Consider the following 26,369-nt stretch of genomic DNA (forward strand, 5'->3'; position numbering starts at 1 on the left):
TATGGCGGGCTGAAGCGCGCCCTGAAGTCGCCATACGTGGACAAAAACCCGATGGGGGTGGGGATCAGGTGCGTTCGCCCCGGGTAAATCCGGCCAGGGCGGCGTCGCCGAGATCCTGCCAGAGGCTCCTTTCCTTCCGCCCGCCGCTGCGGTCCGCCAGCCAGTCACCCCAGGCCGTGATGTCCTCCCCGCCGGCCGCGGCCACGGCGTCGCAGGCGAAGCCGACGGCGGAAGTGCCGTCCGCCAGCAGCATGGACCCCAGCAGCATGGGCTCGGGCAGGGACGCCAGGAACGAACCCAGCGCGGCAGGCGGCAGCAGCCAGCGCTCCCCCACCAGCTCCGCGCCGTCGTCGGACCTGTACACCCCCGGCTTGGGCGGCACCGTGTCCAGCGACACCATGCGGTAGCGGGCGGCAGTCCGGACGGTCCCGTCCCAGGCGGCGCCGAGTTCCTCCAACTGGTGCGCCAGCGGCTGCCCCTTGCGGTGCGCGCCCACCACCACCAGCGGCACAGCTGCCGCACCTGCCGCCACCGGCCAGGGAGCGGACGACGCCGGCACCCCGGCAGGCTGCCCGGCCGACGGCGACGCTCCCGCGGCGAAGAGGGCGGGCACCCCAGGGGTAACCTCCAGCAGGCGGGCAATATCCGCGGCCACCGCATCGTCGAAGGTCCGGGCCACCACTGTCATGCCGAACTGCGCGCCGTCCACTTCCCCGGCCGGAACGGCCACGGCGCACAGGTCGAAGAGGTTGCAGAAGTTCGTGTAGGTGCCCATGCGGGAGTTCACGCCCACTGGATCGGCAGCGACGTCGGCCAGCGTCGGGTGGAACGGGGCGGTGGGGACCAGCAGGGCGTCAAAGCCGTGCAGCCGCTCCATGGCCGTGTGCTTCAGCTCCTCCAACCTTGCAGTGTCCGCGACATAGCGGTGTGCGGGCACTTTCCCGGCAGCCCGGATGATGCGCGCCACGGTGGGATCGAGGCCCGCGCCGCCGTCGCACTCCGCCAGGAAGTCCCCGACAGCGGCGTAGCGCTCGGCCACCAGCGCGCCGTCGTACAGCAGCCGGGCAGCGTCGAGGAAGGCGTCGAACTCAATTGGTTCGGCGTCCACGCCCAGGCCCTGGAGCCGCTGGATGTTCCGGTGGAACTCCGCGGCCCAGGCCTCCGGCAGGGCCGGCAGGCTTGCCGGGTAGGCGACCCGCGGCCGTGCCGGTGCCGCCAGCCGGACATCCGCCGGCCATTCACGGGCATTGCCTGCCATGACACCCATGGCCAGTTCCGCCGTGGCAAGGTGCCGGGCGAAGATGGTGACGGCATCCCAGGACCGGCAGGCAGGAACCACGCCGGCGGTGGATACGACGTGAAGGGTGGGCTTGATCCCCACGATCCCCTGCAGTCCTGCCGGCACCCGGCCCGAGCCTGCCGTGTCCGTCCCGATGGCGATGTCCGCCAGTCCCAGCGCCACGGCCACGGCGGAGCCGGAACTGGACCCGCCGGAGATGAAGCCGGGGCGGCGGGAGTCGCGGACGGCCCCATAGGGGCTGCGCGTGCCCACCAGCCCGGTGGCGAACTGGTCCAGGTTGGTGGCACCCAGGACCAGGGCGCCGGCAGCACGCAGCCGGGCCACCGCCCCAGCATCCTTGTCTGGGGTGTACGCGAAGCCGGGGCACGCCGCCGTCGTGGGAATGCCTGCCACGTCCACGTTGTTCTTGACTGCCAGCAGGAGCCCCGCCAGCGGCAGGTGCGCACCGCCGGCAACTGCCGTATCGATGGCGGCGGCTTCGGCAAGGAGCTCCTCACAGCCGCGCAGCGTGATCCAGATTTCGGGCCGGTCGATTGTTTCGATGGCAGCCAGGGCTGCACGGACCCGGGCCGTGGCGGCGCCTGCGGCTGGGGTGCTCATACTGCTGCCTCTTCCAGTTCCGGGGATTCCATGCCAACGGGCTCGAGGTCCGAGCCGCCGAGGACAACCACTGCCTCGCCCGCCACCACCTGCGAACCCGCGGCCGGCAGGACGCGGAGCACCACGCCGTCGGACGGGGCTTCCAGCACTGTTTCCATCTTCATGGCCTCAAGGGACACCAGTGGCTGGCCTTTCACCACGAGATCGCCTTCCGCCACGTCCACCTTCCAGACGCTGGCGGCGAAGGGTGCCGAGACGAGGGACCCTCCCTCCGGAACCACTACCTCGTCCGCAGCGGGGGCCACGACGGCGGCGAGCGCCTCCGCACGGTCAAACTCGCCGGCGTCGGCCCAGGCCTGGCGCTCCACGGCGAAGGCCGCCCCCTGCTTCTCGCGGAATGCCGTGATGGACTCCCGGTTCTCCTCGAGGAACAGTTCGTGGTCGGCCAGGGAGAACCTGCCGTCCTCGATCTCGACGCCGCGGCCCCTTCCGGCGGCCATGTCCGCCCGCAGGTCCAGCAGTTCCTCCGGGCTGACCGGGTACCAGGAGATCCGGTCGAAGAAGCGGAGCAGCCACGGTGAGCCTGGCTCGAACGGCGCGGAGTCCGCGTAGCGGGACCACACCTGGGTGGTGCGGCCAACGAACTGGTAGCCGCCGGGGCCCTCCATGCCGTAGATGCACATGTACGCGCCGCCGATGCCCACCGCATTCTCCGGCGTCCAGGTGCGGGCCGGGTTGTACTTGGTGGTGACCAGCCGGTGCCGCGGGTCCAGCGGCGTGGCCACCGGCGCGCCGAGGTAGACGTCGCCCAGTCCCAGGACCAGGTACTCCGCGTTGAAGACGGTGTCGAAGACCTCGTTGACGGAGTCCAGGCCGTTGATGCGGCGGATGAACTCGATATTCCAGGGCACCAGGGGGCGTCGTCCCGGACACCTGCCATGTAGCGTTCAATGGCTTCCCGGGTGGCGGGGTCGTCCCAGGACAGTGGCAGCCGGACGGTGCGGCTGGGGACCACCAGCTCGGAGCTTGCGGGCAGTGCAGCCTCGATCTCCTGGACCATTCCCAGCAGCTTCCTGGTGGGCAGGACCGAGGGGTCCACCTTGATCTGCAGGGAACGGATTCCCGGCGTAAGGTCCACGATTCCGGGCACCCGGAGCTGTTCGATGTGCTGGTGCAGGGCATGGACCCTCGCCCGGAGGCCCAGGTCCAGCACCATGTCTCCGTACTCCACCAGCAGGTTGTCGTCGCCGGAGCGGCGGTACGTGACTGCAGGGCGGCCGGAACCTTCCGGCACCCGGCCCAGTACGCCGTCGTCGCCGTCCCTTTCCGCCGGCAGGCCAGCCTGCCACCCGTCGCTGCCCGGAAGCAGCAGCTGCCGGCCGGGTCCCAGGTCCCTGGCCGACGGTGCCTGGCTGACACGGACGGGAACGAACCGTACCTTGTCGCCCGGCCGGAGCTGGCCGAGCTTCCAGCGGTCGGCCGTCACCACGGTGACCGGGCAGACGAACCCGCCCAGGCTGGGCCCGTCCGGGCCGAGCAGGATGGGGGTGTCACCCGTGAAATCCAGCGCGCCAACTGAATAGGCGGTGTCGTGGATGTTGGACGGGTGCAGGCCGGCCTCGCCACCGTCGGTACGTGCCCAGCGCGGCTTGGGGCCGATGAGCCGCACGCCGGTGCGGGCGGAGTTGAAGTGGACCTCGTACTCGGACGCATAGAGCTCGTCGATGTCCTCGCGCCGGAAGAACTCCGGCGCGCCGTGCGGCCCTTCCGTCACGGCAAGTTCCCAACTTGAGGCCAGGGCGGGACGGCTGTCCAGGGGAACTGCCGCCGTCGCCATTGTGTCGCTGCCGCCCCCAGCGGACGGTGCTGCTGCGCGGAGAACGTCTCCGGCACGCAGCACGCGCCCGGCATGGCCGCCGAACTGGCCCAGGGTGAATGTGGAGGCGCTGCCCAGGTACTGCGGGATGTCCAGGCCGCCCTGGAACAGGACGTAGCCGCGAAGCCCGGCGCCGGAGGCCGTGCCGGCGTCGAGCGTTCCGCCCGCGGGGACCGTCACCGGCGTCCACGCGGGCACCTTTTTCCCGTCGACGGTGACCGTTACTTCCGCGCCGGTGACGCAGACAGTGGTGGCGTGCGTGAAGGTCAGGGAGGGCCCGGTCATGGTGAACTCCAGCCCCGGGGCGCCTTCGGGATTGCCCAGGGCGATGTTGCCGAGCCGGAAGGACAAGTCATCCATGGGCCCGCTCGGCGGCACACCGATCTGCCACAGGCCGGTCCTTCCCGGCCAGTCCTGGACGCTGGTCTGGAGGCCGGGGCGGCCCACGGTGATGCGGGGTTCGGGGTCCCCACCTTGTCCAGCGTGCTGGTGGAGTGCAGCACGCTGCGGACCACCTCCAGGCCGGTGGCCGCGCGGAGCATCCCCAGGTTGGTCTCGATCCCGTCGATCCGGGTGCCGGCGAGCGCGGCTGCCAGCCGGTCGAAGGCCTCGGCCCGGTTCGGGCCGGAGGTGATGATCTTGCCCAGGAGGGGATCGTAGTTGGTGGACACTTCGGTGCCCGTCTCCACCCAGGCGTCCACCCGGACACCATCCGTGGCGGGAAATACAGCGTTCGTGACAGTCCCGGCACTGGGCTGGAAATTGCGCGCCGGGTCTTCGGCGTAGACGCGGGCCTCCACGGCGCTGCCCGAAACGGGCAGGCCGTCCGGAAGGCCGGCAAGGACGCTCTTCGCTTCCCCGCCGCCCTGCGCCAGCCGGAGCATCCATTCCACCAGGTCCACCCCGGTAACGGCCTCGGTGACGGGGTGCTCCACTTGGAGGCGGGCGTTGACCTCGAGGAAGGACGCCTCCTGGCGGGCGGAGTCGTAGACGAACTCCACGGTGCCGGCGGAGCGGTAGTTAAGGGAGGCGCAGAGGGCGCGGGAGGTGCGGTGCAGTTCTTCCCGCAGGCTGTCCGGCAGGTCCGGGGCCGGTGCCTCCTCGAGCACTTTCTGGTGGCGGCGCTGCAGCGAGCAGTCCCGGTCGCCCAGGCTCACCACCCGCCCCTCGCCGTCGCCGAAGACCTGGACCTCGATGTGCCGGGCGTTCTCGACATACCGTTCGGCAAAAACGCCGGCCGTGCCGAAGCTGGCGCCGGCCAGGCGGGCTACGCGCGGAAAGCTATCCACCAGTTCGGCCTCGGTGCGGCAGACGGTCATGCCGATCCCGCCGCCACCGCCGGTGGCCTTCAGCATCAGCGGGAACCCGATCGCCTGGCTGGCCGCGACGGCGGCGTCCACGTCCTCAAGCAGCCCGGAACCGGCGATCATCGGCACCCCGGCCGCGCGGGCGGCGTCGCGCGCTGTGTGCTTGGTGCCGAAGATGCGCAGCTGTTCAGCGGTGGGGCCGACGAAGACCAGCCCCGCCGCTTCCACGGCCTCGGCGAAGGCAGCGTCCTCGGACAGGAAGCCGTACCCGGGGTGGATGGCGCCGGCGCCCGTGGACGCGGCGGCGGCCAGCAGGGCGTCAACCTTCAGGTAGGACTCCTTCGCGGGTGCCGGGCCCAGGAGCACTGCCTCGTCAGCCAGGCGGACGTGGCGGGCGCCGCGGTCCGCTTCGGAGAAGACGGCCACCGTGCGCAGCCCGAGCTTCCGGGCGGAGTCGATGATGCGGCAGGCGATTTCACCGCGGTTTGCGATCAGCAGGGTGTCGAAAGTGCTCAGGTTTGTGGTGCTCACAGCGCTGCCTCCGGCCGGGTGACGATCATGCGGACTGGGGTGGGGTTGAAGCCGTTGCAGGGGTTGTTGACCTGCGGGCAGTTGGAGACGAGGACCAGGGTGTCCGCCTCGGCGCGCAGGGCCACCCGTTTGCCGGGGGCAGAGAGGCCGTCAACGATGCCCAGCGCACCGTCCGGGTCCACGGGGACGTTCATGAACCAGTTGATGTTGGACACCAGGTCCCGCTTGCCCAGGCCCCAGCGGGAGCCTTCGATCAGGAAGTTCTCCACGCAGGCGTGCTGTTCGCGGGTGTGCTGGCCGTAGCGGAGGGTGTTGGACTCCTGGGAGCAGGCGCCGCCGATGGTGTCATGCACGCCCACCTCGTCCGCCACTACGGTCATCAGCGGGGCGCCGGTGTCCGCCCGGAGCACGGACCCGGTGGTGAGGACGATCGACTGCTGCGCGGCGATGGTGGCAGCGGCGGAATAGCGGACGGAAGTATCGGCGGCCGAATAGAGGAGGCAGTCAACGGCCTGGTTTCCTTCCAGGTCCACGATGGTCAGCACGTCGCCGGCTGCCACCACGGCGGACCAGGGGCCGCGGGCTTCCACGAATTCGTCCAGGATCACCTGGCCTGCCGCCAGGGCGGTTTCGCCTGCGGCCGGGACGGACGTGGTGTCCGCAGGGAATTTGGTGAAAGTGGCGGTGTTCATCGGGCGTTCCTCGCGGTCAGGTCGTGTTCGGTATTGCGGAGCGCCTGCAGGTGCTCGGGGGCCAGCGGTCCGGCCAGGCTGCCGGCTTCGAGTGCGACCAGGTCCTCCGGTGCATGCCAGGCGGTGATGTCCACGGCGGTTCCGGTGAATTCCGGGCGGGGGTCCAGCGGGTGGGCGGTGTTGGCCAGCACCGGCACGGCGTCCATCTGGAGCAGGAGTTCGACGCCGGCTCCCGGGCCGGCGCTTCCGGTGAAGGTGATGGTGCCGGCCGGGTCGACGTTGATGCCCTTGAAGAAAGACAGCGACGGCGCCACGTCCCTGGGACCCAGCCCGCACTTCAGTGCGCCGAGGGTGAGCAATTCGCGGGCTGCCGGGGAGGGGCTGTGCGCCGTACCGGCGCCGTACTTCGCCGTGTTACCGGCCAGGGTGGTGGCACCGGTGAGGGCGTCGTGGCGGTTGGACGTATCGGCGACGATGGTTGCCATCAGCCGGCCTGCGTCCGACAGCAAGGGGTGGCCCGCGCCGGGGTAGGCCTGCCACGGGACCTTGACGGTGTCCGCAACGTTGAGCCGCTCGTGCAGGGCACCGGCGCGGTACAGCAGGGCGTGCACGCAGGTGTCACCGGCGGTGTCGGCGAGCCGGATCCTGGTGCCGCGGGCGAGGGTCATGGTGGTGTACCGGCCGAAGGCGAGGGACTCCGCCCAGGTGGGGCGGACGCCGTCGGGCAGTCCGTCCGTCAGGCGTGCGGGGGCGGAAGCGGCTGGCACGAAGCGCATGGTCTCCGCGGTCCTGCCGTGCTGCTCCCTGGCGTGGGCGCGGGCACCGGCGGTGGTGGCCGTACCGGTGGCGTTGGTTTCGATCGTCTGGGTCATGTCAGTCCTGTGTTGTTTCGAAAGCGAAGGATTGGTCCGGTGCGTCAGGCGCTGGCAGCCAGGTTCCGGCGGCGGACCCACAGGCCCACCAGCAGGACTGCCGTCACCATCAGGGGCGCCGAGTAGAGGAGGATGCCGTTCTCGCCGCTGGGGTCGTAGACCTCGGGCCGCGGCCAGGCGAGGTTGACCACCATGACGGCCCCGTAGAGCACGGCGAGGATGTTGACCGGCAACCCCCAGCGGCCCAGGGAGAAGAGGCCTTCCGGCATCGTCTGGCCCACGCGGTTCCAGTCGCCGCGGAGGCGGTTGGCCAGCTGCGGCACGGTGACCAGGAGGTAGGCGAGGTAGACCATGACGATGCAGACGCTGCACAGGGTGGTGAACAGGGCGGCGTTGCCCACGTTGATGGCCAGCACGCCTACTGCCAGGGCGCCGATCACGATCGAGGGCCACATCGGGGTCCCGCGTGTCGGGTGGACGGAGGACAGCAGCGCGGAGGCGGGGGAGCTTGCCGTCCCGGGCCATCGAGAACACCAGCCGGGAGCCGGCGGTCTGGATGGCGAGGGTGCAGACGAAGATGGCGATGGCGACGTCCACCAGCAGCACCTTGCCCCAGAAGGTGCCCAGCACCGCGGTGAGGACGTAGGGCAGGCCCTCGGTGGCGAGGCGGCCGTCGTCGAGGCTGGGTGCGGCCATCAGGGCGGTGATGATCATGAGTGCGCCGCCGATGCCGGAGATGAGGAGGGCGGAGAGGATGGTGCGGGGTGCGGTACGGCGGGGGTCCTTGGTCTCTTCGGACAGCTCACCTGCGGAGTTGAAGCCCACCATGACGTAGGCGGCCATCAGGCCCGAGACCAGGAAGGCGCCCACTGCCCCCAGCTCGGAGGTCTGCAGGACGGTGGAGTCTGCCACCACGTCCGGACCCCGCTGCGCGGCGGTGATGAGCGCAAGGATCACGGCAATGACGCCCACGATCTCGCAGGTGACGCCCACCGAGTTCACGTGGGCCATGAGCTTTACGCCCAGCGAGTTGATGACGGTGGTGGCCACCAGGAGCACGGCCCCGAGGATCACCGCGTTGGCGGCACCGGTGACGGTGTTCAGCGCCGGGTCCCCGCCCACCACCTGGAATCCGTCCCACAACTGGGGCAACACCACCTGCAAGGCGATGGCGGCTGCCGCGGCGGTGACCACCTGCGCGATGGCCATGAACCAGCCGGCGAACCAGCCCACGCCCTCTCCCCCACGCGCCGGGCCCACTGGTAGACGGCACCGGACAGCGGGTAGCGGGCCGCGAGTTCGGCGAAGTTCAGGGCAACCAGGAGCTGCCCGACCAGCACCACCGGCCAGGTCCAGAAGAACGCCGGTCCGGCGAAGGAGTAGCCGAACGCGAACAGCTGGAAGATGGTGGTGAGGATGGAGACGAACGAAAAGCCGGCGGCGAAGGAAGCGTAGCGGCCGAGTTTCCGGTGGAGGGTGGGCTGGTAGCCAAGGGACGTCAGGTCCGCATCGTCCTGGTGGACGGTGGGGAGAACAGTTGATGTCATCAGAATCTCCGGGGCTGGAACGGCGGGGGGGAATAAAGCCTCCCGGCAGCGCAGCTCTCGGCCGATGGCTGCTGATTACCGGTCACTTGATAGTTTTCCAGCGCCATGTCCCCAAACAGTTTCACTTCTGTAAAAGGCGGATAGACATCTTGTTTCCGTTGTATTTCCGGCCCCTCACCATCCTGTCCGGGCCAAACCGGCCCCGGCGGTAATGCAAGAATGATGCGGTGACTTCAGCCGGCCCGGGACGCCCCCGCCACCAACAGCCCTCCCGTCCGGGAGCCACAGCCAGGGATGAAATCCTGGACGCCGCAGCCGAGCTCTTCACCACGCAGGGCTACGCCAGCACCTCCACCCGGTCCATTGCGGACGCCGTGGGCATCCGGCAGTCATCGCTGTACCACCACTTCAAAACCAAGGACGACATCCTCGAGGACCTCCTGGACGGCACCGTGTCCGGCGGGCTGGCGTTCGCCCGGGCTGTCGCTGCCGGCGCGGAAGGCGAGGCGGCCCCTGGAAGCCGGCTTCACGCCGTCGCCCTCTATGACGGCACCCAGCTTTGCAGCGCCCGCTGGAACCTGGGGATCCTGTACCACCTGCCCGAGGTCCGGAATGAGCGCTTTGCCCGGTTCCTTGCCGACCGGCAGGAGCTGCGCGGACTGTACCGGCGGCTGGGCGGCTCCGCTGCGGGCGAAACCGGCATGCAGGAAGCCGGCGGCGGGGATGTCACCTTCCGGCTGGTTGAGTCGCTGATCAGCCTCCGCGCGGACGGCCTGGTAACGGGTGATTCCCCGCTGCAGGCCGCGGATGCGGGCCTTATCCTCTGCGGACGGGGCCCGGAACTGCCGGCCATCCGGGCCGAAAGCGCAGCCCTCATCGCCCGGTTCTCCTGATTTCCGCCCGGGTGTCCGTGATGCTGACGCCCAGCTTGCTCGGCTAGGCTCGGACCATGACGCGTGAGAACATCAGGACCCCCGACGGCGGCACTCTGGAGCTCTTCTCCACCGGCGCCGAACTGGCTTCCGCCGGTTCGGGCGTGGTGGTCATCCCGCCCTCCATGGTGACCGCGGCCGACTACACCAAGTTCGCCCAGAAGCTCAGCGCAGCCCTGGGCCGCCCGGTGCACACGTTCAACCGCCGCGGCCGGGGATCGTCGTCGCCGCAGCCGGAGGACTACACGCTGGATGTGGACATCCGCGACCTGGACACCGTCATGAAACACACGTCCAGCACGGATGTCTTCGGCCACAGCTTCGGCGGCGCCGTGGCCCTGCACGCGGCGCGGACCTTGCCGGTGGAGCGGCTCGCCGTGTACGACCCCGCCGTCTCCGTCAACCACTCCGTCAAGGCGGAGTGGATCGCCGAGTACGAGTCCGCGGCTGCCGCCGGTGATGACGACCGGGCCCTCGCCGTGATCCAGCGCGGGCTCGAAGAAGGCGGACCGTTCTCGTCCCGGATGCCGCTGTCCATGCTGACCCTCGCCAACAAGCTGACCGCCGGCACGTCCGAAGGCAAGCAGCAGCGCGAACTGATGCGCACCGGCGTCCGGGAAATCAAGGCAATTATCGCGGCGGACATGCCGGCCGAGCCGTTCCTCGCACTTCCGCTGGAGACCCTGATCGTGGTGGGCGAGAAGAGCCCGGCCTACTTCGGGGTGGCGTGCGGCCAGATCCACGACGTCCTCTCCGGGTCCAGCTACACCATTCTTCCCGGCTTCGGGCATGACGGCGCCATCAAGGCCCCGGACGTCCTCATCAAGGAACTGGCCGAGTTCTACGCCGGCTGATCGGCGGTTGGGCCAGCGGAGTTCTACGCCGGCCCATCGGCGGTTGAGCCTGTCGAAACCCGCCTGTCGAAACCTCCTGGGATCTCAACAGGCTCCATCACCGACGCGTCAGTGCCCGGCGCCGTGGCCTGCGGTGGCGCCTTCCGTCTTGCGCATCATCACTGAAAGCACGACGGCGGCAAAGGCTATGACGGTTGCCGTCAGGAAGGCGGCGCTCATCCCGGCGACGAGGCCCGACGTCGCGGACACCACCGCGAAGATGGACACCAGAAGGGCGGTTCCGGCGGCGCCGGCCACCTGCTGGGTGGTGCTCATGATCGCCGACCCGTGGGAGTACAGGTGCGGCGGGAGCGGGTTCAGGCCGGTGGTGAACGCGGGAGTGAACAGCAGCGCCAGCCCGAAACTCAGCCCCACGTGCAGGGTGACGATCCACCATACTGCCGTGCCGGCGTCGAGCATTGAAAACTGCCAGAGGGTAACGACCATCAGGATGGAGCCGGTGACCGTGAGCGGCAGCGGGCCCACCTTGTCGAAGAGCCGGCCGATAACCGGGCCCAGCAGGCCCATAGCCAGGCCGCCCGGCAGTAGTGCCAGGCCCGTTTCCAGGGATCCCAGGCCACGGACTTCCTGCAGGTAGAGCGGCAGCAGGATGACGCCGCCGAACAGCGCCATCATGGCCACCACCATCAGCAGCACGGAGACGGTAAACATCCGGAAGTTGAACGCCCTGAGGTCCAGCAGCGGCGCCTCGGCCTTCTGCAGCCGCAGCTGCCGCAGGACGAAGACTGCCAGGCTGGCAACACCGATCACGAGGGCCGTGATGGCGCCCGCACCCGGACCGGCCTGCCCGCCGTGGCCGCCGCCGATCTGGCTCAGGCCGTAGACCAGTCCGCCGAACGCGGGAACCGTCAGGAGGACGGAGAGGAAGTCCAGCTTGGTCCGCTCAGCTTCACCAACGTTGGTGAGGTATTTGGCGCCGATTGCCAGGGCGGCCAGTGCCACCGGCAGGACGAACACGAACATAAAGCGCCAGGTGAAGTGCTCCAGGATCAGGCCTGAAACAGTGGGCCCCATGGCGGGCGCCACCGAGATGGCGATGCTGACGTTGCCCATCACGGCGCCGCGCTTGGCCATCGGCACCAGCGTGAGGATGGTGGTCATCAGCAGCGGCAGCATGATCGCCGTGCCGCCGGCCTGGATGATGCGGGCGAGCAGCAGGATCTCGAATCCGGGAGCCACGGCCGCCAGGGCGGTGCCGCCGGCGAACAGTCCCATGGCCAGCATGAAGACCTTGCGGGTGGACAGGCTCTGGAGGATGAAGCCGGTGGTGGGGATGACCACTGCCATGGTCAGCATGAACCCGGTGGAGAGCCACTGGACGGTGGGGGCGTCCACCTGCAGGTCCACCATGAGCCGCTGGAGTGCGACGTTCATGATGGTCTCGTTGAGGATGACCACGAACGTGGCCACCAGCAGCGTGCTGATGATGGTCACGGACTCCCGGGACATCTTCTCCGGCGCGGCGGGCTGCGTTCCTTCTGCTTGGACGGACTGGCCGCTGGCGTTCGGCGAGACTTCGGTAGACATGAGTGTTCCCTCAGGGAGTGATGAGTGTGGTGCGCGAACATGGCCGCTGCAGATGCCAACACTCTACCGGCTGGAGTAATTCCTCCGCACCGGATCTTTTTTTCAAACCCTGAGGGAACAGAAGGTGTCAGGCTGTCTGGCCTGCGTGCTGGCCTTCGGAGATTTCCTCCACCAGCTTGCTGTTGAATGCCGGAAGGTCGTCAGGGTTGCGGCTCGTCACCAGGCCCTGGTCAACCACCACTTCCTGGTCCGTCCAGTTGGCCCCGGCGTTCTTCAGGTCTGTTTCCAGCGTGTGGTAGGACGTGACGTTCCGCCCGCGCACCACGCCGGCGTCGATGAGCATCCACGGCCCGTGGCAGATGGAGGCGACGGGCTTGTGCTGCTCAAAGAAGCTGCGGGTGAAGCTCTGCGCATCCTTGTCAACGCGGAGGTGGTCCGCGTTGACCACGCCGCCCGGCAGGACCAGTGCGTCGAAGTCTGATGCGTTGGCCTCGGCAACAGTGAGGTCGACGTCAAAGGTGTCGCCCTTTTCCGTGCCCTTGAAGCCCTGCAGCTTGCCGCTCTTGAGGGCCACGAGCGTGGGCAGTCCGCCGGCGTCCTTCACGGCCTGCCAGGGGCTGGTAAGTTCAACCTGCTCCACGCCGTCCGTCAGCAGGAATGCAACCTTCTTGCCTGCGATGTTGTGTTCTGACATTGTTCCTCCTCATCTGAGGCGGCCCCGGCCCGCTTTTGGCGCGCCAAGTTCCGCCGCGAGAGTTGATTGCCTGACACCTACCAGCCTAGGAATCCTGAAAGTAATAAGCAAGCTGACTATCCCCTCGGCTGGGATTAAGGGTATTGCGACGGCGGCCGGCCGGTTTGGCTTGGCTTGGCCTCGATCCTGTGCCGGGAGCCGAAAGAATGTCGTACCCTCCCACGATGATTTAGGTATGGGAAACAGCGCAGTAGTAGCGGCACCGATGGAGGGCGTTTTTGCCACTACAGCTGCCATCAACGCGCTGTTCCTTGAAGAAGCAGCCTTGAAGACCCCGCATGGCAATGGAGATGCGGACGGATCCGGGGTTGATGTTCTCGGCCGACTGTATGAGCTTCGGTTGGAACGGCTTGGCCTGGAATCCAAGCTTGAGGCACAGACCACCGCACTCAAGGCCAGGGACGCTGCCCAGTGCCTTGACCTGCAGCAGGCCATGACAGCACCCGACGCCTCCACCCAGGACCGCACGTATGCGGAAATATCAGCATTGGAAGAAATCGCCGGGGTCCTGACAATCAACTCCGGAGCAGCAGGGGCGTTCATCACCCAGGCCCGGCAGGTCTGCTCCCTCCCATCCGTGTACGAGGCCCTGTCCACCGGGTCCTCGTCCTGGCAGGGCGCCAGGATCATCGCCGACGAAACCGAGAACCTGGACCACCCCGCCGCCGTGGCCCTCGCGGACCACTTCCTGGACCCGGACGCGCCGAACCCGGCCCGCGGCTGCCCCGCCACAAACCTTGTACCGTCCCGGCTGCGTGCCAAGGTCCGATCCTGGCGCGAACGCCACCACCCCGAATCCATCGAAAAACGCCACACCAAATCCGCAGCCGACCGGCGGGTCGAATTCACCCCCGACCGCGACGGCATGGCCTGGTTCGCGATCTATATGCAGGCAGACTGCGCGTTGGCGGCCTGGAACAAAACTACAGCCATCGCCCGCGGCCTCCAGGGCCCCAACGAAACCCGAACCCTCACCCAGATCAGGGCCGATGAAGTCGCCCGACGCCTCCTCGCCCCCGCCCAAGCCATCACCACCGCCACAGACGCCATCGCCGGCAGCACTCCCAGCAGCAGCACCCTCGCAGACGGCGGGGACACAGAAGGCAGCCAAGAAAAGATCACCAATGAATTCCTCGGGCTCGCCACGCTCGTCGGGTCAGACGAACCAGCAGCGGAGCTCGGCATCCCCGACAACACTCACCTCGGAACCAACAGTCACATCGACGCAACCAGTAACCCTGCCACCCAGGACAACAGCGCCGGCCAAGCAGGAACCAGCACCAACACCAGCGGCCAGGCAGGAACCAGCATCACCACCACGTTCCCTGACGCAACCAGCCCCGGAGCCGGGAAAGTCCCCACACCCCGCACCGACGTCCTCGTCACCGTCCCCGTGTTCGCCCTGCTCGGCCTAACTGATGAACCGGCCACCCTCGACAGCTACGGCCCCATCCCCGCGTCGATGGCCCGCAAACTCCTCACCGACGGAGCCAACTCCTTCACCCGCGTCCTCATCGACCCCCGCGACAGCACCCCGCTGGAAATCGGCCGCACCAGCTACCGGCTCACCAAAGCCATGCGACAAGCACTCACCCTTCGGGACGGCAAATGCACCTTCCCCAGCTGCAACAACAACGCACTCGACAACGAAGCCGACCACCTCACAGCCTGGCAACACGGCGGCACCACCGGCATCAGCAACCTGGCACAACTCTGCCCAAAACACCACCGGCTCAAACACAACAGCGGCTGGACACCCAGCCAAGCAACAAAAAACGAACCACCAGGCTGGACCTCACCCACCGGCCGCACCTACCCCGCCGAACAACCCGACCGGGAACCAACCATCTGGCCAGACAACGTCCTGCTCAAGGAGATGAATACTGTGCCGCATCTGCTGGATCCCCCATGTGAAGAGCCATCCTGGGAAGAACCAGAAGACGACACCCTCATCGACGCCGACGACATCGCACCCTACGACCCCGTCTGGGACGACTTCTACGCCATGCCCGTCGTCCTCCCACCGGATCCAGAAAAGGACCTAACCCTCAGGGGCAGGACCCTTAGCGATTGGGCTTCAGGCGTCCCATCCTTGCTTCACACCTGACCGCGCCCAAAGAACCCAGCTACGGCTGAAGCCACGCAAACCTGCGGTACGACGGTTAGCGAATCAGGAACCGGGCCGGTGGTGCTCAATCAGCCAGCCCGCCATCTGCTGCGCGCGCTTGTTGGCTTTCATGTCACCCTCGGTAGCGGAAATGATGGACCCCTTCATGAGGATGTGCCAGGACCGGGAAAACTCCTCCGGACGGACTAGCCCGGCTTCCTCCGCCAGCACCTGCACATGGCCCCGGATCTTCGCCAGGTAGTCGATGCTGGCCTGGCCCAGCGGGTGGGCCGGCCCCATCTCCAGCAGGACGTTGATGAAGGAGCAGGCCTCAAAATCTTCCCGAAGGAACCAGTCCCCAAAAACGTCGAAGATGGCCAGCAGCTGCTCTTCGGGAGTGCTGCCGCGGCGGCGGGCCTCGGAAACAATGGCCTTGACGGTCCACTCTTTGTCACGCTGCTCAAGGAAGGCCAGGACCAGGGAATCCTTTGACGGGAAATGCCGGTAGAACGTCGCCTTGGCCACGCCCGACTTCTCGATCAGCTCGTTGACCCCCACATCGCGGACACCCCGCCTGGAGAAGAGGTCATAGGCGACCGTCAGGATTTTCTCCACGGAGCCGGCAGGACTGATCGCCGCATCTGCCGCCGGAGGGGCGGCAGGCGGTGTGAATTCTGCCTCGGGATTCATCGCAATTCCAGTCTATCGTGGGGAAGACAGACCGGTCTTTCCCGCTGTAATGTTTTTCCTACGCGCAGTGCTACGGACACCGTGGAGGCCAGCCACACCGGCCACTTCGGATTGGTGCAAGGAGGCCCCTATGTCAGCAGAGCGGTTGTTCCAAAGCGTGCCTTCGGATCCCGACCCCTGGATGGCCGGCGATACCCCTGCCGAGATCAGGCAGTTCGCCATCGAATCCCTCCGATGGCAGGCACAGGAAATCATCGATGAACTGCTCTGCAGCAAGGACCCCGGAGAAGAGCTCTCCCGCGCGAGGCTACGACGGTGCGTGGCCCGGAACCCCGGCCGCCCCGAGCGGGCACTCCTCGAACAGCTCATGACAAACCGCGAGCACCCCGGACTGTAGCCGGCGGAAAGGCCCCTGCGCCGCGTCGCGGATCCAGGGATGCCGGTCACGAATTCAGTGGCGCGTTGTCGATCAGGCGTACCGGACCCACTTTTGCGGCGATGAGTGCCAGCGCCTCACCACGGAACGGGGTCTCGCGGCAGTTCTCGGCAAGCGGCTCCAGGGTGGCGGGATCCACCACATCGAAGTAGTCCAGCTCCACCAGCGGTTGGGACTTCACCAGGTCCACGGCCGACTCCAGGTCCAGCGGCTCCCGCGCGTCGGCCCGCGCCTCCAGCAGGCGCAGCGCCCGGGACAGCACCAGCGCCGCCTCCCGCTCGTCGTCCGACAGGAAACGGTTACGGCTGGACAGCGCGAGGCCTTCCGCCGACCGGACGGTGGGAACCCCCACAATCTCCACCGGGAAGTTCAGGTCAGCCACCATGCGCCGCACCAGCGCCAGCTGCTGGGCGTCCTTCTGCCCGAAGTATGCGCTGTAGGCCGGGAGCCGGGTCCCGGCAGCATCGGCTACTGCCGGACCGGAACCGGGGAGCCCCGCGGCAGGGATGCCGTAGTGCAGCAGCTTGGCCACCACGGTGAGGGCGCCGTCGAAGTGCCCGGGGCGGGAGGCGCCCTCCCACTTCTCCCCCAGCCGTCCGGACGTGATCCGCACCAGCGGTTCCCCGCCGGGATAGACCTCCTCCACCGAAGGCGCGAAAGCCAGGTCCACGCCTTCCGCGTCCAGCAGCGCAAGATCCGCGTCCAGCGTGCGCGGATAGCGGTCCAGGTCCACTGCATCGCCGAACTGCAGCGGGTTGACGAAGATGCTGGCCACCACCACATCGTTCTGCGCGACGGCGGCACGCGCCAGGGCGGCATGGCCCTCGTGAAGCGCGCCCATGGTGGGCACCAGGGCCTGGGACACGCCCTGCTTGGCGGCCAGGAGCCGGGCACTCTCGGCGTGCAGTTCCGCCACTGTGGTCACGAGCTTGATGGGCATCGTCAGTCCTCCCTCTGTTCCAGGGCGTGCCGCAGCCCGTCCAGCTGATCGGGTTTCAACAGTCCGCGCCCTTCGGCCCGCCGCGCCGTGGCCCGTGCCATCGCCAGGTAGGCCTCCAGCACGTCGCCCTGCCCGCCACCGTCGTACTCGCGCAAAGCTTCCGCGTGCGCTCTCACCGTTCCGACGTCGCCCCGCGCCACCGGTCCGGTCAGGGCAGATTCGCCCGAGGCCAGTGCGTTTTCCAGGGTGGCGCGCAGCAGCGGGCCAAGCATGCGCTCGGGCTGCTCCACGCCCACCTCGCCCAGCAGCTGGGAGGCCTGCGCCACTAGGGTTACCAGGTGGTTTGACCCGTGCGCCAGCGCTGCATGGTAGAGCGTGCGGTCTGCCTCGGCGATAACCACCGGTTCCGCCCCCATCTCCACCACCAGCGCTTGGGCAATCGGAAGCATGGCCGCGTCCGCGGTGACCCCGAAGGTGCAGTCGAGCAGCCGGGTAAGGTCAAGGCTCATCCCGGTGAAGGTCATGGCCGGATGCAGTGCCAGCGGAACCGCACCCGCGGCACGCACGGGATGCAGGACGCCCACCCCGAACCGGCCCGACGTATGTGCCACCAGCTGGCCCGGCTGCCACGCACCCAGGGTGGCCAGCCCGTCTACGAGATCCGGCAAGGCATCGTCCGGCACCGCGAGCAGCACCAGTTCCGCGCGCTCCACGATGTCCTGCACCTGCAGGACCGGAACGCCGGGAAGCAGCGATTCAGCCCGCTCACGGCTTGCATCAGACACCGCAGACACCCCGACGACCGCATGTTCCGCTGCGCGCAAGGCGGCGCCAAGGACCGCCCCCACTTTCCCTGCACCAATGATTCCGACGCCGAGGCGTCCGGGCTTAGCCATGCTGGCGGCCTTCCTGTTGATCGTGGGCAGGGCTTTCCGCGGGCTGGACCACCGGCCCCGGTTCAGCTGCGGCCGGTGCTGGTTCAACTGCACCCGGCGCCGGTTCAACAGCACCCGGCTGCGGTTCAATCCCTGCCGGTGCCACCTGCCGGAGCCATTGTTCTGTGGTTTGCCGCTTCCTGGCGAGCCTGGCCCTGGCTGACTGGGCGTCGAACAGCGCGAGTGCCTCGTGGCTGTCCGCCTGGGCCAGCCGGGGAGTGACCGGGCCCGCCGTGGTGTGCAGGACCAGGTCGGCAACACCGAACCGGCGCGCCAGAGGTCCCTGGTGCAGCGCCATGGACTGGGTTCGCTGGTGCGGCACCACCACAAGTTCCCGCCACCACCGGCCGGAGCGGATGAGCAGGGCAGTGCCGGTGGCCGTGAAACCGTTCCGGCGCCAGCCCAGCGGGGCAAGAAGCCGTGCGCGCCGCGGCGTGGTGACGAAGCCGCCCTCGGAATCCAGTCCGGTGAGGCCGGCACCAAAAACAGCAGCCGGCTGGTCCGTGCCGGGATCCGGCAGCACCAGCGCGAGCATGCCCATGACGTCCTCGAGCTTCCCCACGGGCAGGAGCGTGGTGCGCGATGTCCCCTCCCCCGCGTTCTCCGCCAGGCCGTAGCCGGCAACGTTGACCTGCATCCGGTACCAGCCGAACGGCCGCCACAGCGGCGGCTGGGTGATCTTCAGGGCCTGGATCCGGCCGGGCGGGAGCGTCTGCGCCTGCGTGTCCAGCAGCCCGTACCGGAGCCGGATGCCGTCCGGCGAGATGGCGGCAGTGAAGTTGTAGCCCTTGTTGAACAGGTTCCAGTAGCTCGCCGCGAGGCCCAGAGCCGCCGGAATCAGGTACAGGTAGAACCCTGGTTGTCCGTGACGGCGGACAGGACCACGGACACCACGGCGCCCAGGGCCACGAAAAAGCTTTGCTCACTGAGCAGCAGCGAACCGACAAGGCGCGACGGCGGCACCGCAAGCACCGGGAGTTCCGGCGCCTCGGGCGCGGCCTCCCCCGCCCCTTCCGGGCCGAGGTCCACACCTGCGGCCCGGGCGAGGATGGTGGCGCGGAGCTGCCGGGCCTCGTCGATCTTCAGGTAGGCCAGGCGCACGGCTGACTCCCCGGCGTCGGCCACCTCGAACCTCAGTTCGGCCAGGCCGAAGATCCGGGCGAGCAGCGGCTGCACGATGTCGATGGCCTGCACCCGGTCCAGCCTCGCCTGCCGCTGCTGGCGGAACAGGAAGCCGGTGTTGACCCTGACGTAGCCGCCGGATACCTGGTACTTGGTGAAGTACCAGGTGAGGACGAAACCCAGCACGGTGAGCAGCAGCACGGTCCCGCCGCCGGCCAGCAGGAACGGCGCCCGGCCTGCCAGCCCTTCCTCGAACACGGGCCGGCCCTGGAGCGACCGCTCGAAAATGTCGCGGCCGAAGAAGAAACCGATCGCCACCAGCGCCAGCCAGCCCCGGACGAACGGCGAGGCTGGGTGCACGCGCAACCACTCGCCGTCGGGCGCCAACTGGCCTGCAGCGGGCGGCGGGGAGGCGGCCGGCAGGGGCGCGTTTGCAGGCCCGCCCGGGCCGGGGATCCGCCCGTCAGCGGTCACAGCCCTGCCAGCCTGGCTTCGCCCCGGGCTGCCAGCTGTTCACGGAGCCGGGCGCCTTCGGCTGCGGGCAGGCCCGGGATCCTGGCGTTGGTTCCGGGCGACGCGGTATGCAGCTTGAGCGTGCACAGGCCAAGCCCGCGTTCCACCGGCCCCACCCCGATGTCCACGTACTGCATCCGGCCGTACGGAACGGCCATAGTGCGCTGGAAGAAGATTCCGGTGCGGATCAGGAGGTCGTCGTCCCGTTCTGCATAGCCAATGGCGCGGACCTGGCGCGGGATCAGCACCAGCCGCCAGACAGCAACCACGAGCATCCCGGCGGGAACGGCGACGGCCAGCCAAAGCGGCGGCCAGATCCACCAGCCCAGGAGCACGAACACCAGGGGCAGGGACAGCAGCAGTACGGCAACCACGTTGCCCAGGGCCGACTCCACCAGGCGGACCGTGACGTACTTGGGCGAGACCCGCTGCCAGACGATGCCCGGCGGATCAATCGCCCCGGTATGCATATTCGCCTTCCCCTGCGGCCTCCCCGCGGACCGCGCGGCCGGGCTTGCCGTCCACGCCCTTGGTGTCGCCGTCCTCCGGCGGGATCCGGCAGAAGCGCTCCACCAGCAGGCCCACCACGATCATCACCAGTCCGCCGCCGGCCATGGCCAGGGCCAGCCAGGTGATGCCCTGGTCGCTGCGGAGGCTCCAGATGCGCAGCTGGTCCAGGAAAATGCCCACGTGCCAGCCCAGGAGTACGGTGCCTGCGTAGGCGCATGCCTGGGCGAGGACCAGGGTGCGGGCGGCCAGGAGCGGATCCAGCACGGTCTTCTTTTTGGTGCTGTCCTTGAGGCTGTTGCGCCACCGCAGGACGCGGATCCCCAGGATGAGGGTGATGGCCACGATCACGCCCATGGTGGCGAGGGCGGTGGCAGGCAGGACCGGAGTGGCCATGCTGTACCGGCTGGTGACCACTGTGGCCGACCAGCCGGCAACGGCCAGGATGACGCCGATGACCAGGAGGCGCAGCGGGCTGATGGGCTTCATCGTTCCTCCACCGCCCCGGCCGTGGGCATACCGTCGAAATCCCCGAAGCCGTCGAACGGCGCCAGGTCTTCGAAGTCGTCAGCCCGGGCAGCCAACGCGCTGATGCGTTCACCCTCCAGCGTTGCGGCGGGTTCAATCAGGGACCAGGGGTACAGGACGAAGGCCCGGCTGGCGGCCCGGGGATGCGGCAGCGTGAGCACGGGGTTGTCGCTGCGGAGGTCCCCGTAGGTGATGATGTCGACGTCGAGCGTCCGCGGTCCCCAGCGCACCTCCCGTACCCGGTGGTGCTTGTTCTCCACCGCATGGCAGTGTGCCAGCAGCTCGAGCGGGGAAAGGCTGGTTTCCACCGTGATGACCATGTTCAGGAAGTCGGGCTGGCCTGGCGGGCCACCCACCGCTTTGGTCTGGACGATCGGGGACACGTCCAGGAGCCGTACTTCCGGCGGGTCAACGAGGTCCCCCACCGCTTCGGACAACGTGTCGTTCCGCTCCCCCAGGTTGCTGCCAAGGGCCAGCACCACCTTGGCATAGCCGGCATTCACGCCGTATCCCCCTCCACGGGCCTCTCCCCGTGCGCGGACCGTTCCCGCCGGGCCGGCTGTTCCCGGTGCACGGGCTTCTCGCGGTGGACAGAGACTGCCACATCGCCGAAGGGCACCTCGATGGGTGCCTGCGGCTTGTGCACGGTGATGTCCACCGCCCGGAGTGGGAATTCCGCCAGCAGGCTGTCGGCAATCCTGACAGCCAGGGCTTCGATCAGATTCAGCGGTTCACCCGAGACCCATTCGGTAATACGCTGCGCAACCTCGCCGTAGTGCGCTGTGTCGGCGACGTCGTCGGATTCCGCCGCCTTGGCGAAGTCCAGGTACAGGACTGCGTCCACGACAAAAGGCTGGCCGTCGCGGCGTTCGAAATCAAAAACGCCGTGATGGCCGACGGCGGTCACACCGGTCAGCGTAATCCTGTCCATGGGTCCCCCGGCCCTTACGTCGTTGTGGAGGCGGCCGCGAGGCGGGCGGCGACCTTGACGGCGTCCAGGCTGGCGCCGACGTCGTGCACGCGGACCGCCCAGGCGCCGCGGTAGGCGCAGATGGCGGTGATCGCGGCGGTGGCGGAGTCGCGCTCCTCAGGAGAGGCAGACTTGCCGGCCACGGTCAGCAGGGTTCCCAGGAACCGCTTGCGGGAAGCACCTACCAGGACCTTGTGGCCCAGGCTGTCCAGCTGGTCCAGGTTCTGCAGGAGCTCCCAGTTCTGCGCGTCGTTCTTCGCGAAGCCGAGGCCTGGATCGATGATGATCTGCTCCTGGCTGACGCCCGCGGCGTAGAGCTTGTCCCGCACGCCGGCGAGTTCGGCCACCACTTCCCCGGCCACATCCGTGTATTCCGCTAGGGAATTCATGGTCCGGGCGTCGCCGCGGCGGTGGGTGAGGATGTACGGGACCTTGGAAGCGGCCACGAGTTCGGCCATCTCAGGTTCGATGCTGAGGCCGGAGATGTCGTTGATGATCGCCGCGCCGGCGGCCACTGCGGCAGCAGCGGTGGAGGCGTGGGTGGTGTCGATGCTGACCAGCGCCCCCGCCTTGACCAGGGCCTCGATGACGGGAATGACGCGGCGCTGCTCTTCTTCCGGGCTGACGTCCTCAGCGCCCGGGCGGGTGGATTCGCCCCCGACGTCGATGATGTCCGCTCCGGCGTAAAACATACGCAGGCCGGCGGCGATGGCGCTGTCCGCGGTGGCATGCTTGCCGCCGTCGCTGAAGGAATCGGGCGTGACATTCAGGATTCCCATGACCAGGGTGCGGTCGGTGGGAAGGTCTTCGAAGCGCGCTGCCGGGCGCGGTTTGCGCAGGATGGGCAGCGGCGAGGTTGCGGGCCCGGTTCCCGGGGCTGCAGCTAGTGAGTCCATGGTCTGTTTGGTTACCTTCCGAGGATGAGGCTCATGGCTTCGGCACGGGTGGCCGGGTCATGAAGCTGCCCGCGGACCGCGCTGGTGACGGTCTTCGCTCCGGGCTTGCGGATACCGCGCATTGACATGCACATGTGCTCGCATTCGACAACAACGATGGCGCCACGCGGGTTGAGGTGGCGGACCAGTGCTTCGACGATCTCAGTGGTGAGCCGCTCCTGTACCTGGGGGCGGCGGGCGTAGATATCCACCAGCCGGGCCAGCTTGCTCAGCCCGGTGATTTTTCCGTCATGCGAGGGGATGTAACCAACGTGGGCCATTCCGTGGAACGGCACCAGGTGGTGCTCGCAGGTGGAGTAGAAGGGGATGTCCTTGACCAGGACCAGTTCCTCGTGGTCCAGGTCGAAGGTGGTGGACAGGACGTCCGCCGGGTCATGGTGCAGCCCGGCGAACACTTCCGCGTACGCCTTGGCCACCCGTTTCGGGGTGTCGACCAGGCCGCTGCGGTCGGGGTCCTCGCCGATGGCCAGCAGGATTTCGCGGACGGCCGCCTCGATCCTTGGCCGGTCCACTTTCTGGTGCTTGGAATGGGAGGAACCATCCTCCGCCAGGGTGTCGGCGGAAGCGGGAACGTCGTCGTCGTCGAAGGAAGTCACGAAGAAAGCTTAGCCGCGAAGGGCGTCAGGCCCCGAGTCCGTGACCCCGCCCTTGAACGGTGCATCCTCCGGGACGCCCTGCGGATGCGGGGGCTGGGCGTCCAGCGGCTCGTCCAGGCGGGCCTGCTTGGCTTCCTCCTGCGCCTCGCGTTCGGCCCGTTCCCGCGGCGTTTCCACGGGCCCGGCCATCTGCACCGGCCGGGTCTCCTTGGACAGCCACACCTCGCGGAAGTCGCGCTTGCGGACGTCACGGAAGATGTCGGCAATCTCGGCCTGGTTCAGCGTTTCGCGTTCCAGCAGTTCGAGGGCCAGGCGGTCCAGGACGTCGCGGTTCTCGGTGAGGATGGCGTAGGCCTCGTCGTGGGCCTGGTCGATCAGGCGGCGCACTTCCTCGTCCACCACATAAGCGATCTGGTCCGAGTAGTTGCGCTCGTGCCCGGCGTCGCGGCCCAGGAACGGCTCGCCACCGCCCTGTCCGAGGCGGACGGCGCCCACGCGCTCGCTCATGCCGTATTCGGTGACCATCTTGCGGGCGGTGCCGGTGGCCTTCTCGATGTCGTTCGATGCGCCGGTGGACGGGTCGTGGAAGACGATCTCCTCGGCCACGCGGCCACCCATGGCGTAGGCCATCTGGTCCAGGAGTTCGTTGCGGGTTACGGAGTACTTGTCGTTCTCCGGGACCACCATGGTGTAGCCGAGGGCGCGGCCGCGGGGCAGGATGGTGATCTTGGTGACCGGCGCGGAGTTGCGCAGCGCGGCCGCCACCAGGGCGTGGCCGCCTTCGTGGTACGCGGTGATCTTGCGTTCGTGTTCCTTCATGACCCGGCTGCGCTTCTGCGGGCCGGCCATGACGCGGTCGATGGCCTCGTCCAGCGCACGGTCATCAATCAGGTTGGCGTTGGAGCGGGCCGTGAGCAGCGCGGCCTCGTTGAGCACGTTGGCAAGGTCCGCGCCCGTGTAGCCGGGGGTCTTCTTGGCGACTGCCTTGAGGTCGACGCCGGGGGCCATCGGCTTGCCCTTGGCGTGTACCTGCAGGATCTGGTCGCGGCCGATCAGGTCCGGGGCATCCACGCCGATCTGGCGGTCGAAGCGGCCCGGACGGAGCAGCGCGGGGTCCAGCACGTCGGGACGGTTGGTGGCGGCGATGAGGATCACGTTGGTCTTGACGTCGAAGCCGTCCATCTCAACCAGCAGCTGGTTCAGGGTCTGTTCGCGTTCGTCGTTGCCGCCGCCGATGCCGGCACCGCGGTGGCGGCCGACGGCGTCGATCTCGTCAACGAAGATGATGGCCGGGGAGTTGGCCTTGGCCTGCTCGAAGAGGTCGCGGACGCGGGAGGCACCCACACCGACGAACATTTCCACGAAGTCGGAACCGGAGATGGAGAAGAAGGGGACGCCGGCCTCGCCGGCGACGGCGCGGGCCAGGAGGGTCTTACCGGTGCCCGGAGGGCCGTAGAGGAGTACGCCCTTGGGAATCTTGGCACCGACGGCCTGGAATTGGCGGGTTCCTGCAGGAATTCCTTGATTTCCTGCAGTTCCTCGACGGCCTCGTCGGAGCCGGCGACGTCCGCGAAGGTCACCTGCGGCATGTCCTTGCTGACCATCTTGGCCTTGGACTTGCCGAACTGCATGATCTTGGAGCCGCCGCCCTGCATACGGGTCATGAGGAACCAGAAGAGTGCGCCAAGGAGGATGACGGGGATCAGGAGGGACAGCAGGCCGGAGAACCAGTTGCTCTCGATGGGCTGGTCCGTGTAACCCTGGGCCGGACGGGCATCGGTGACAGCTTTAACCACGTCTTCCGCGCGGGCGTCCACGAAGAAGAACTGGACGCTCTTGCCCTTGTCCTGGCCGTCCAGGTTCAGGTTGTCCCGCAGCGTCAGGTCAACCCGGTTTTCGCCGTCGAAGATCTTTGCCTGCTCCACCTGGTCGCCGGCGAGCAGTTCAAGGCCCTTGTCGGTGTCGATCCGTGCCGCACCGCCGGGAGCCAGCGTCGCAAAAGCCACCAGGAGCAGACCGACCACGACGACGATCCAGATGCCCGGGCCCTTGAAAAAGTTCTTAGCTTTCATCTGTTCGGGGGCTGGCCCCGTCCCTTCTGGTAGTGCTGCACGGCGAGTAGTTTGCGCGCGTGATGGTGCTGCGTCAGCTTCTAGCTATACACCGTCCGGAGTAGATCACGCATGGTGAAAAGCAAAAGTTCCCTGTAGGCGTACGGGCGCCGGGGCTGGCCCGGGGACTGCTGGGTACACACGCGGCACCTACACGTGCTGGTCCAGGTAGACGGGGTTGCCGTCCGGATCTGCCAGGATCGCGCTTGCGGGGCCCGTTGTTGCCTCGTCCGCCTCGGCGTCGAACCTGGCGCCTGGGCCTTCAGCTGCCGCTGGAGTTCACGGACATCCGTGAACGACCCGAGCGCTTCGGCGTCCTGGTTCCAGCCGGGGTTGAAGATCAGCACGTTTTTCTCAAGCATCCCCTGGAACAGCCCGATGTTCGCGTGGCCGTTCTTCATGATCACCCAGTTCTGGGCCGGATCCCCGGCGTACTGCGTGAAGCCCAGTTTCCCGTAGAACTCCATGGACGCCGCAAGGTCCTCCACGGCGAGGCCTACCGAAAAAGCGCCGAGTTCCATGGCTTACTCGTATACGTGCGGGGCCAGCGTGCCCACGAAGTCCAGGTTGCGGTACTTCTCGGCGTAGTCCAGGCCGTAGCCCACCACGAACTCGTTGGGGATGTCGAAGCCCACGTACTTGACGTCGATTTCCACCTTGGCGGCGGTGGGCTTGCGGAACGCGGTGCAGATTTCCACGGACGCGGTGCCGCGCGATTCCAGGTTGGTCTTCAGCCAGGACAGGGTCAGGCCGGAGTCGATGATGTCCTCGACGATCAGCACGTCCTTGCCCATCAGGTCCGTATCGAGGTCCTTGAGGATGCGCACCACGCCGGAGGACTGCGTGCCGGAGCCGTAGGAGGAGACAGCCATCCAGTCCATCGAGATGTGGCTGTGCAGCGCCCGGGCCAGGTCGGCCATGACCATGACAGCGCCCTTGAGCACGCCCACGATGAGGATTTCGCGTCCCTCGTAGTCCTTGTCGATCTGGGCTGCGAGTTCGGTGATCCGCTGCTGGATCTGTTCCTTGGTGTAGAGAACGTGCTTGAGGTCTGCCTGGACGTCGTTTGAATCCACCAATGGCTCCTGTGTAGATGCGGGGTGCGA

Annotated in this window: 20 protein-coding genes and 4 pseudogenes; 4 read left to right on the forward strand and 20 right to left on the reverse strand. The window is 67.8% G+C overall.

The window, feature by feature from the left end; all coding sequences use genetic code 11:
- Positions 1-64: 64 nt before the first annotated feature.
- From atzF to ACPEE0_RS18675, 5 genes and pseudogenes are all read right to left on the reverse strand, one after another.
- The gene (gene atzF, locus ACPEE0_RS18655; RefSeq protein ID WP_424575035.1) at positions 65-1,900 is read right to left on the reverse strand and encodes an allophanate hydrolase; all 1,836 of its coding nucleotides are present in this window, start codon (positions 1,898-1,900) and stop codon (positions 65-67) included.
- Positions 1,897-5,599 (reverse strand): annotated as a pseudogene (gene uca, locus ACPEE0_RS18660) (urea carboxylase). Before uca ends, atzF begins: the two are co-directional and overlap by 4 nt.
- An 11-nt stretch (positions 5,600-5,610) precedes the next feature.
- Positions 5,611-6,306, reverse strand: a complete 696-nt coding sequence (locus ACPEE0_RS18665; protein WP_424575036.1) for an urea amidolyase associated protein UAAP2 — start codon at positions 6,304-6,306, stop codon at positions 5,611-5,613.
- Complete coding sequence (locus tag ACPEE0_RS18670; RefSeq protein WP_424575037.1) at positions 6,303-7,178, reverse strand: urea amidolyase associated protein UAAP1; 876 nt, start codon at positions 7,176-7,178, stop codon at positions 6,303-6,305. The genes ACPEE0_RS18665 and ACPEE0_RS18670 overlap by 4 nt, the downstream gene beginning before the upstream one ends.
- A 44-nt stretch (positions 7,179-7,222) precedes the next feature.
- Positions 7,223-8,725, reverse strand: a pseudogene (locus ACPEE0_RS18675) (amino acid permease).
- A gap of 227 nt (positions 8,726-8,952) precedes the next feature.
- Between ACPEE0_RS18675 and ACPEE0_RS18680 the strand changes: the two are divergent.
- A complete protein-coding gene (locus tag ACPEE0_RS18680) occupies positions 8,953-9,618 on the forward strand; it encodes a TetR/AcrR family transcriptional regulator (RefSeq protein WP_424575038.1) in 666 nt (221 codons plus the stop codon).
- A 56-nt stretch (positions 9,619-9,674) separates the two neighbouring features.
- On the forward strand, positions 9,675-10,511 hold the full coding sequence (locus ACPEE0_RS18685) for an alpha/beta fold hydrolase (RefSeq protein ID WP_009357790.1): 837 nt from the start codon (positions 9,675-9,677) through the stop codon (positions 10,509-10,511).
- Positions 10,512-10,619: 108 nt separating this feature from the next.
- Here the strand turns inward: ACPEE0_RS18685 and ACPEE0_RS18690 are convergent, their stop codons facing one another.
- Both ACPEE0_RS18690 and ACPEE0_RS18695 read right to left on the reverse strand, forming a co-directional pair.
- On the reverse strand, positions 10,620-12,098 hold the full coding sequence (locus ACPEE0_RS18690) for a DHA2 family efflux MFS transporter permease subunit (protein ID WP_424575039.1): 1,479 nt from the start codon (positions 12,096-12,098) through the stop codon (positions 10,620-10,622).
- A gap of 127 nt (positions 12,099-12,225) precedes the next feature.
- Positions 12,226-12,792, reverse strand: coding sequence for a type 1 glutamine amidotransferase domain-containing protein (locus ACPEE0_RS18695; protein ID WP_009357788.1), 567 nt, complete (start codon positions 12,790-12,792; stop codon positions 12,226-12,228).
- Between the two features lie 235 nt (positions 12,793-13,027).
- Between ACPEE0_RS18695 and ACPEE0_RS18700 the strand changes: the two genes are divergently transcribed.
- Positions 13,028-14,959 (forward strand): DUF222 domain-containing protein, encoded by a 1,932-nt coding sequence (locus ACPEE0_RS18700; RefSeq protein ID WP_424575040.1) that lies wholly within the window; start codon positions 13,028-13,030, stop codon positions 14,957-14,959.
- Between the two features lie 63 nt (positions 14,960-15,022).
- Here ACPEE0_RS18700 and ACPEE0_RS18705 read toward each other — a convergent pair whose 3' ends face one another.
- Positions 15,023-15,649: a TetR/AcrR family transcriptional regulator gene (locus ACPEE0_RS18705; RefSeq protein WP_009358376.1), complete on the reverse strand. Its 627-nt coding sequence runs from the start codon at positions 15,647-15,649 to the stop codon at positions 15,023-15,025.
- 130 nt (positions 15,650-15,779) lie between these two features.
- Here ACPEE0_RS18705 and ACPEE0_RS18710 point away from each other — a divergent pair, with 130 nt between their 5' ends.
- Complete coding sequence (locus tag ACPEE0_RS18710) at positions 15,780-16,046, forward strand: hypothetical protein (protein WP_407710383.1); 267 nt, start codon at positions 15,780-15,782, stop codon at positions 16,044-16,046.
- A gap of 46 nt (positions 16,047-16,092) precedes the next feature.
- On the opposite strand, the gene ACPEE0_RS18715 is transcribed toward ACPEE0_RS18710, so the two are convergent.
- From ACPEE0_RS18715 to hpt, 12 genes and pseudogenes are all read right to left on the reverse strand, one after another.
- Complete coding sequence (locus ACPEE0_RS18715; RefSeq protein WP_424575041.1) at positions 16,093-17,025, reverse strand: 4-phosphopantoate--beta-alanine ligase; 933 nt, start codon at positions 17,023-17,025, stop codon at positions 16,093-16,095.
- A gap of 2 nt (positions 17,026-17,027) precedes the next feature.
- The gene (locus ACPEE0_RS18720; protein ID WP_009358379.1) at positions 17,028-17,921 is read right to left on the reverse strand and encodes a Rossmann-like and DUF2520 domain-containing protein; all 894 of its coding nucleotides are present in this window, start codon (positions 17,919-17,921) and stop codon (positions 17,028-17,030) included.
- Positions 17,914-19,556: pseudogene (locus ACPEE0_RS18725) on the reverse strand (PH domain-containing protein). Before ACPEE0_RS18725 ends, ACPEE0_RS18720 begins: the two are co-directional and overlap by 8 nt.
- Complete coding sequence (locus ACPEE0_RS18730; RefSeq protein ID WP_424575042.1) at positions 19,553-20,065, reverse strand: PH domain-containing protein; 513 nt, start codon at positions 20,063-20,065, stop codon at positions 19,553-19,555. Before ACPEE0_RS18730 ends, ACPEE0_RS18725 begins: the two are co-directional and overlap by 4 nt.
- Positions 20,046-20,591 carry a DUF3180 domain-containing protein gene (locus ACPEE0_RS18735; protein WP_009358382.1) on the reverse strand — a complete coding sequence of 182 codons (546 nt, stop codon included), beginning with the start codon at positions 20,589-20,591 and terminating at the stop codon, positions 20,046-20,048. The genes ACPEE0_RS18730 and ACPEE0_RS18735 overlap by 20 nt, the downstream gene beginning before the upstream one ends.
- Positions 20,588-21,133, reverse strand: a complete 546-nt coding sequence (gene folK, locus ACPEE0_RS18740; protein WP_009358383.1) for a 2-amino-4-hydroxy-6-hydroxymethyldihydropteridine diphosphokinase — start codon at positions 21,131-21,133, stop codon at positions 20,588-20,590. The genes ACPEE0_RS18735 and folK overlap by 4 nt, the downstream gene beginning before the upstream one ends.
- Complete coding sequence (gene folB / locus ACPEE0_RS18745; RefSeq protein WP_009358384.1) at positions 21,130-21,561, reverse strand: dihydroneopterin aldolase; 432 nt, start codon at positions 21,559-21,561, stop codon at positions 21,130-21,132. The genes folK and folB overlap by 4 nt, the downstream gene beginning before the upstream one ends.
- 14 nt (positions 21,562-21,575) lie before the next feature.
- Positions 21,576-22,496, reverse strand: coding sequence for a dihydropteroate synthase (gene folP, locus ACPEE0_RS18750; RefSeq protein WP_009358385.1), 921 nt, complete (start codon positions 22,494-22,496; stop codon positions 21,576-21,578).
- 11 nt (positions 22,497-22,507) lie between these two features.
- Positions 22,508-23,152 carry a GTP cyclohydrolase I FolE gene (gene folE / locus ACPEE0_RS18755; protein WP_009358386.1) on the reverse strand — a complete coding sequence of 215 codons (645 nt, stop codon included), beginning with the start codon at positions 23,150-23,152 and terminating at the stop codon, positions 22,508-22,510.
- A gap of 9 nt (positions 23,153-23,161) precedes the next feature.
- Positions 23,162-25,224: pseudogene (gene ftsH, locus ACPEE0_RS18760) on the reverse strand (ATP-dependent zinc metalloprotease FtsH).
- A gap of 80 nt (positions 25,225-25,304) precedes the next feature.
- Positions 25,305-25,784, reverse strand: coding sequence for a hypothetical protein (locus ACPEE0_RS18765; protein WP_424575043.1), 480 nt, complete (start codon positions 25,782-25,784; stop codon positions 25,305-25,307).
- A gap of 3 nt (positions 25,785-25,787) precedes the next feature.
- Positions 25,788-26,339 carry a hypoxanthine phosphoribosyltransferase gene (gene hpt / locus ACPEE0_RS18770; protein WP_009358389.1) on the reverse strand — a complete coding sequence of 184 codons (552 nt, stop codon included), beginning with the start codon at positions 26,337-26,339 and terminating at the stop codon, positions 25,788-25,790.
- Positions 26,340-26,369 lie beyond the last annotated feature (30 nt).

Source organism: Arthrobacter sp. SD76, assembly GCF_049726125.1.
Lineage (GTDB): Bacteria > Actinomycetota > Actinomycetes > Actinomycetales > Micrococcaceae > Arthrobacter > Arthrobacter nitrophenolicus.

Coding starts and splice junctions, on each gene's coding strand:
- atzF (WP_424575035.1), bottom strand. CDS start 1,900: ATGAGCACCCCAGCCGCAGGCGCCGCCACGGCCCGGGTCCGTGCAGCC.
- ACPEE0_RS18665 (WP_424575036.1), bottom strand. CDS start 6,306: ATGAACACCGCCACTTTCACCAAATTCCCTGCGGACACCACGTCCGTC.
- ACPEE0_RS18670 (WP_424575037.1), bottom strand. CDS start 7,178: ATGACCCAGACGATCGAAACCAACGCCACCGGTACGGCCACCACCGCC.
- ACPEE0_RS18685 (WP_009357790.1), top strand. CDS start 9,675: ATGACGCGTGAGAACATCAGGACCCCCGACGGCGGCACTCTGGAGCTC.
- ACPEE0_RS18690 (WP_424575039.1), bottom strand. CDS start 12,098: ATGTCTACCGAAGTCTCGCCGAACGCCAGCGGCCAGTCCGTCCAAGCA.
- ACPEE0_RS18695 (WP_009357788.1), bottom strand. CDS start 12,792: ATGTCAGAACACAACATCGCAGGCAAGAAGGTTGCATTCCTGCTGACG.
- ACPEE0_RS18700 (WP_424575040.1), top strand. CDS start 13,028: ATGGGAAACAGCGCAGTAGTAGCGGCACCGATGGAGGGCGTTTTTGCC.
- ACPEE0_RS18705 (WP_009358376.1), bottom strand. CDS start 15,649: ATGAATCCCGAGGCAGAATTCACACCGCCTGCCGCCCCTCCGGCGGCA.
- ACPEE0_RS18710 (WP_407710383.1), top strand. CDS start 15,780: ATGTCAGCAGAGCGGTTGTTCCAAAGCGTGCCTTCGGATCCCGACCCC.
- ACPEE0_RS18715 (WP_424575041.1), bottom strand. CDS start 17,025: ATGCCCATCAAGCTCGTGACCACAGTGGCGGAACTGCACGCCGAGAGT.
- ACPEE0_RS18720 (WP_009358379.1), bottom strand. CDS start 17,921: ATGGCTAAGCCCGGACGCCTCGGCGTCGGAATCATTGGTGCAGGGAAA.
- ACPEE0_RS18730 (WP_424575042.1), bottom strand. CDS start 20,065: ATGCATACCGGGGCGATTGATCCGCCGGGCATCGTCTGGCAGCGGGTC.
- ACPEE0_RS18735 (WP_009358382.1), bottom strand. CDS start 20,591: ATGAAGCCCATCAGCCCGCTGCGCCTCCTGGTCATCGGCGTCATCCTG.
- folB (WP_009358384.1), bottom strand. CDS start 21,561: ATGGACAGGATTACGCTGACCGGTGTGACCGCCGTCGGCCATCACGGC.
- folP (WP_009358385.1), bottom strand. CDS start 22,496: ATGGACTCACTAGCTGCAGCCCCGGGAACCGGGCCCGCAACCTCGCCG.
- ACPEE0_RS18765 (WP_424575043.1), bottom strand. CDS start 25,784: ATGGAACTCGGCGCTTTTTCGGTAGGCCTCGCCGTGGAGGACCTTGCG.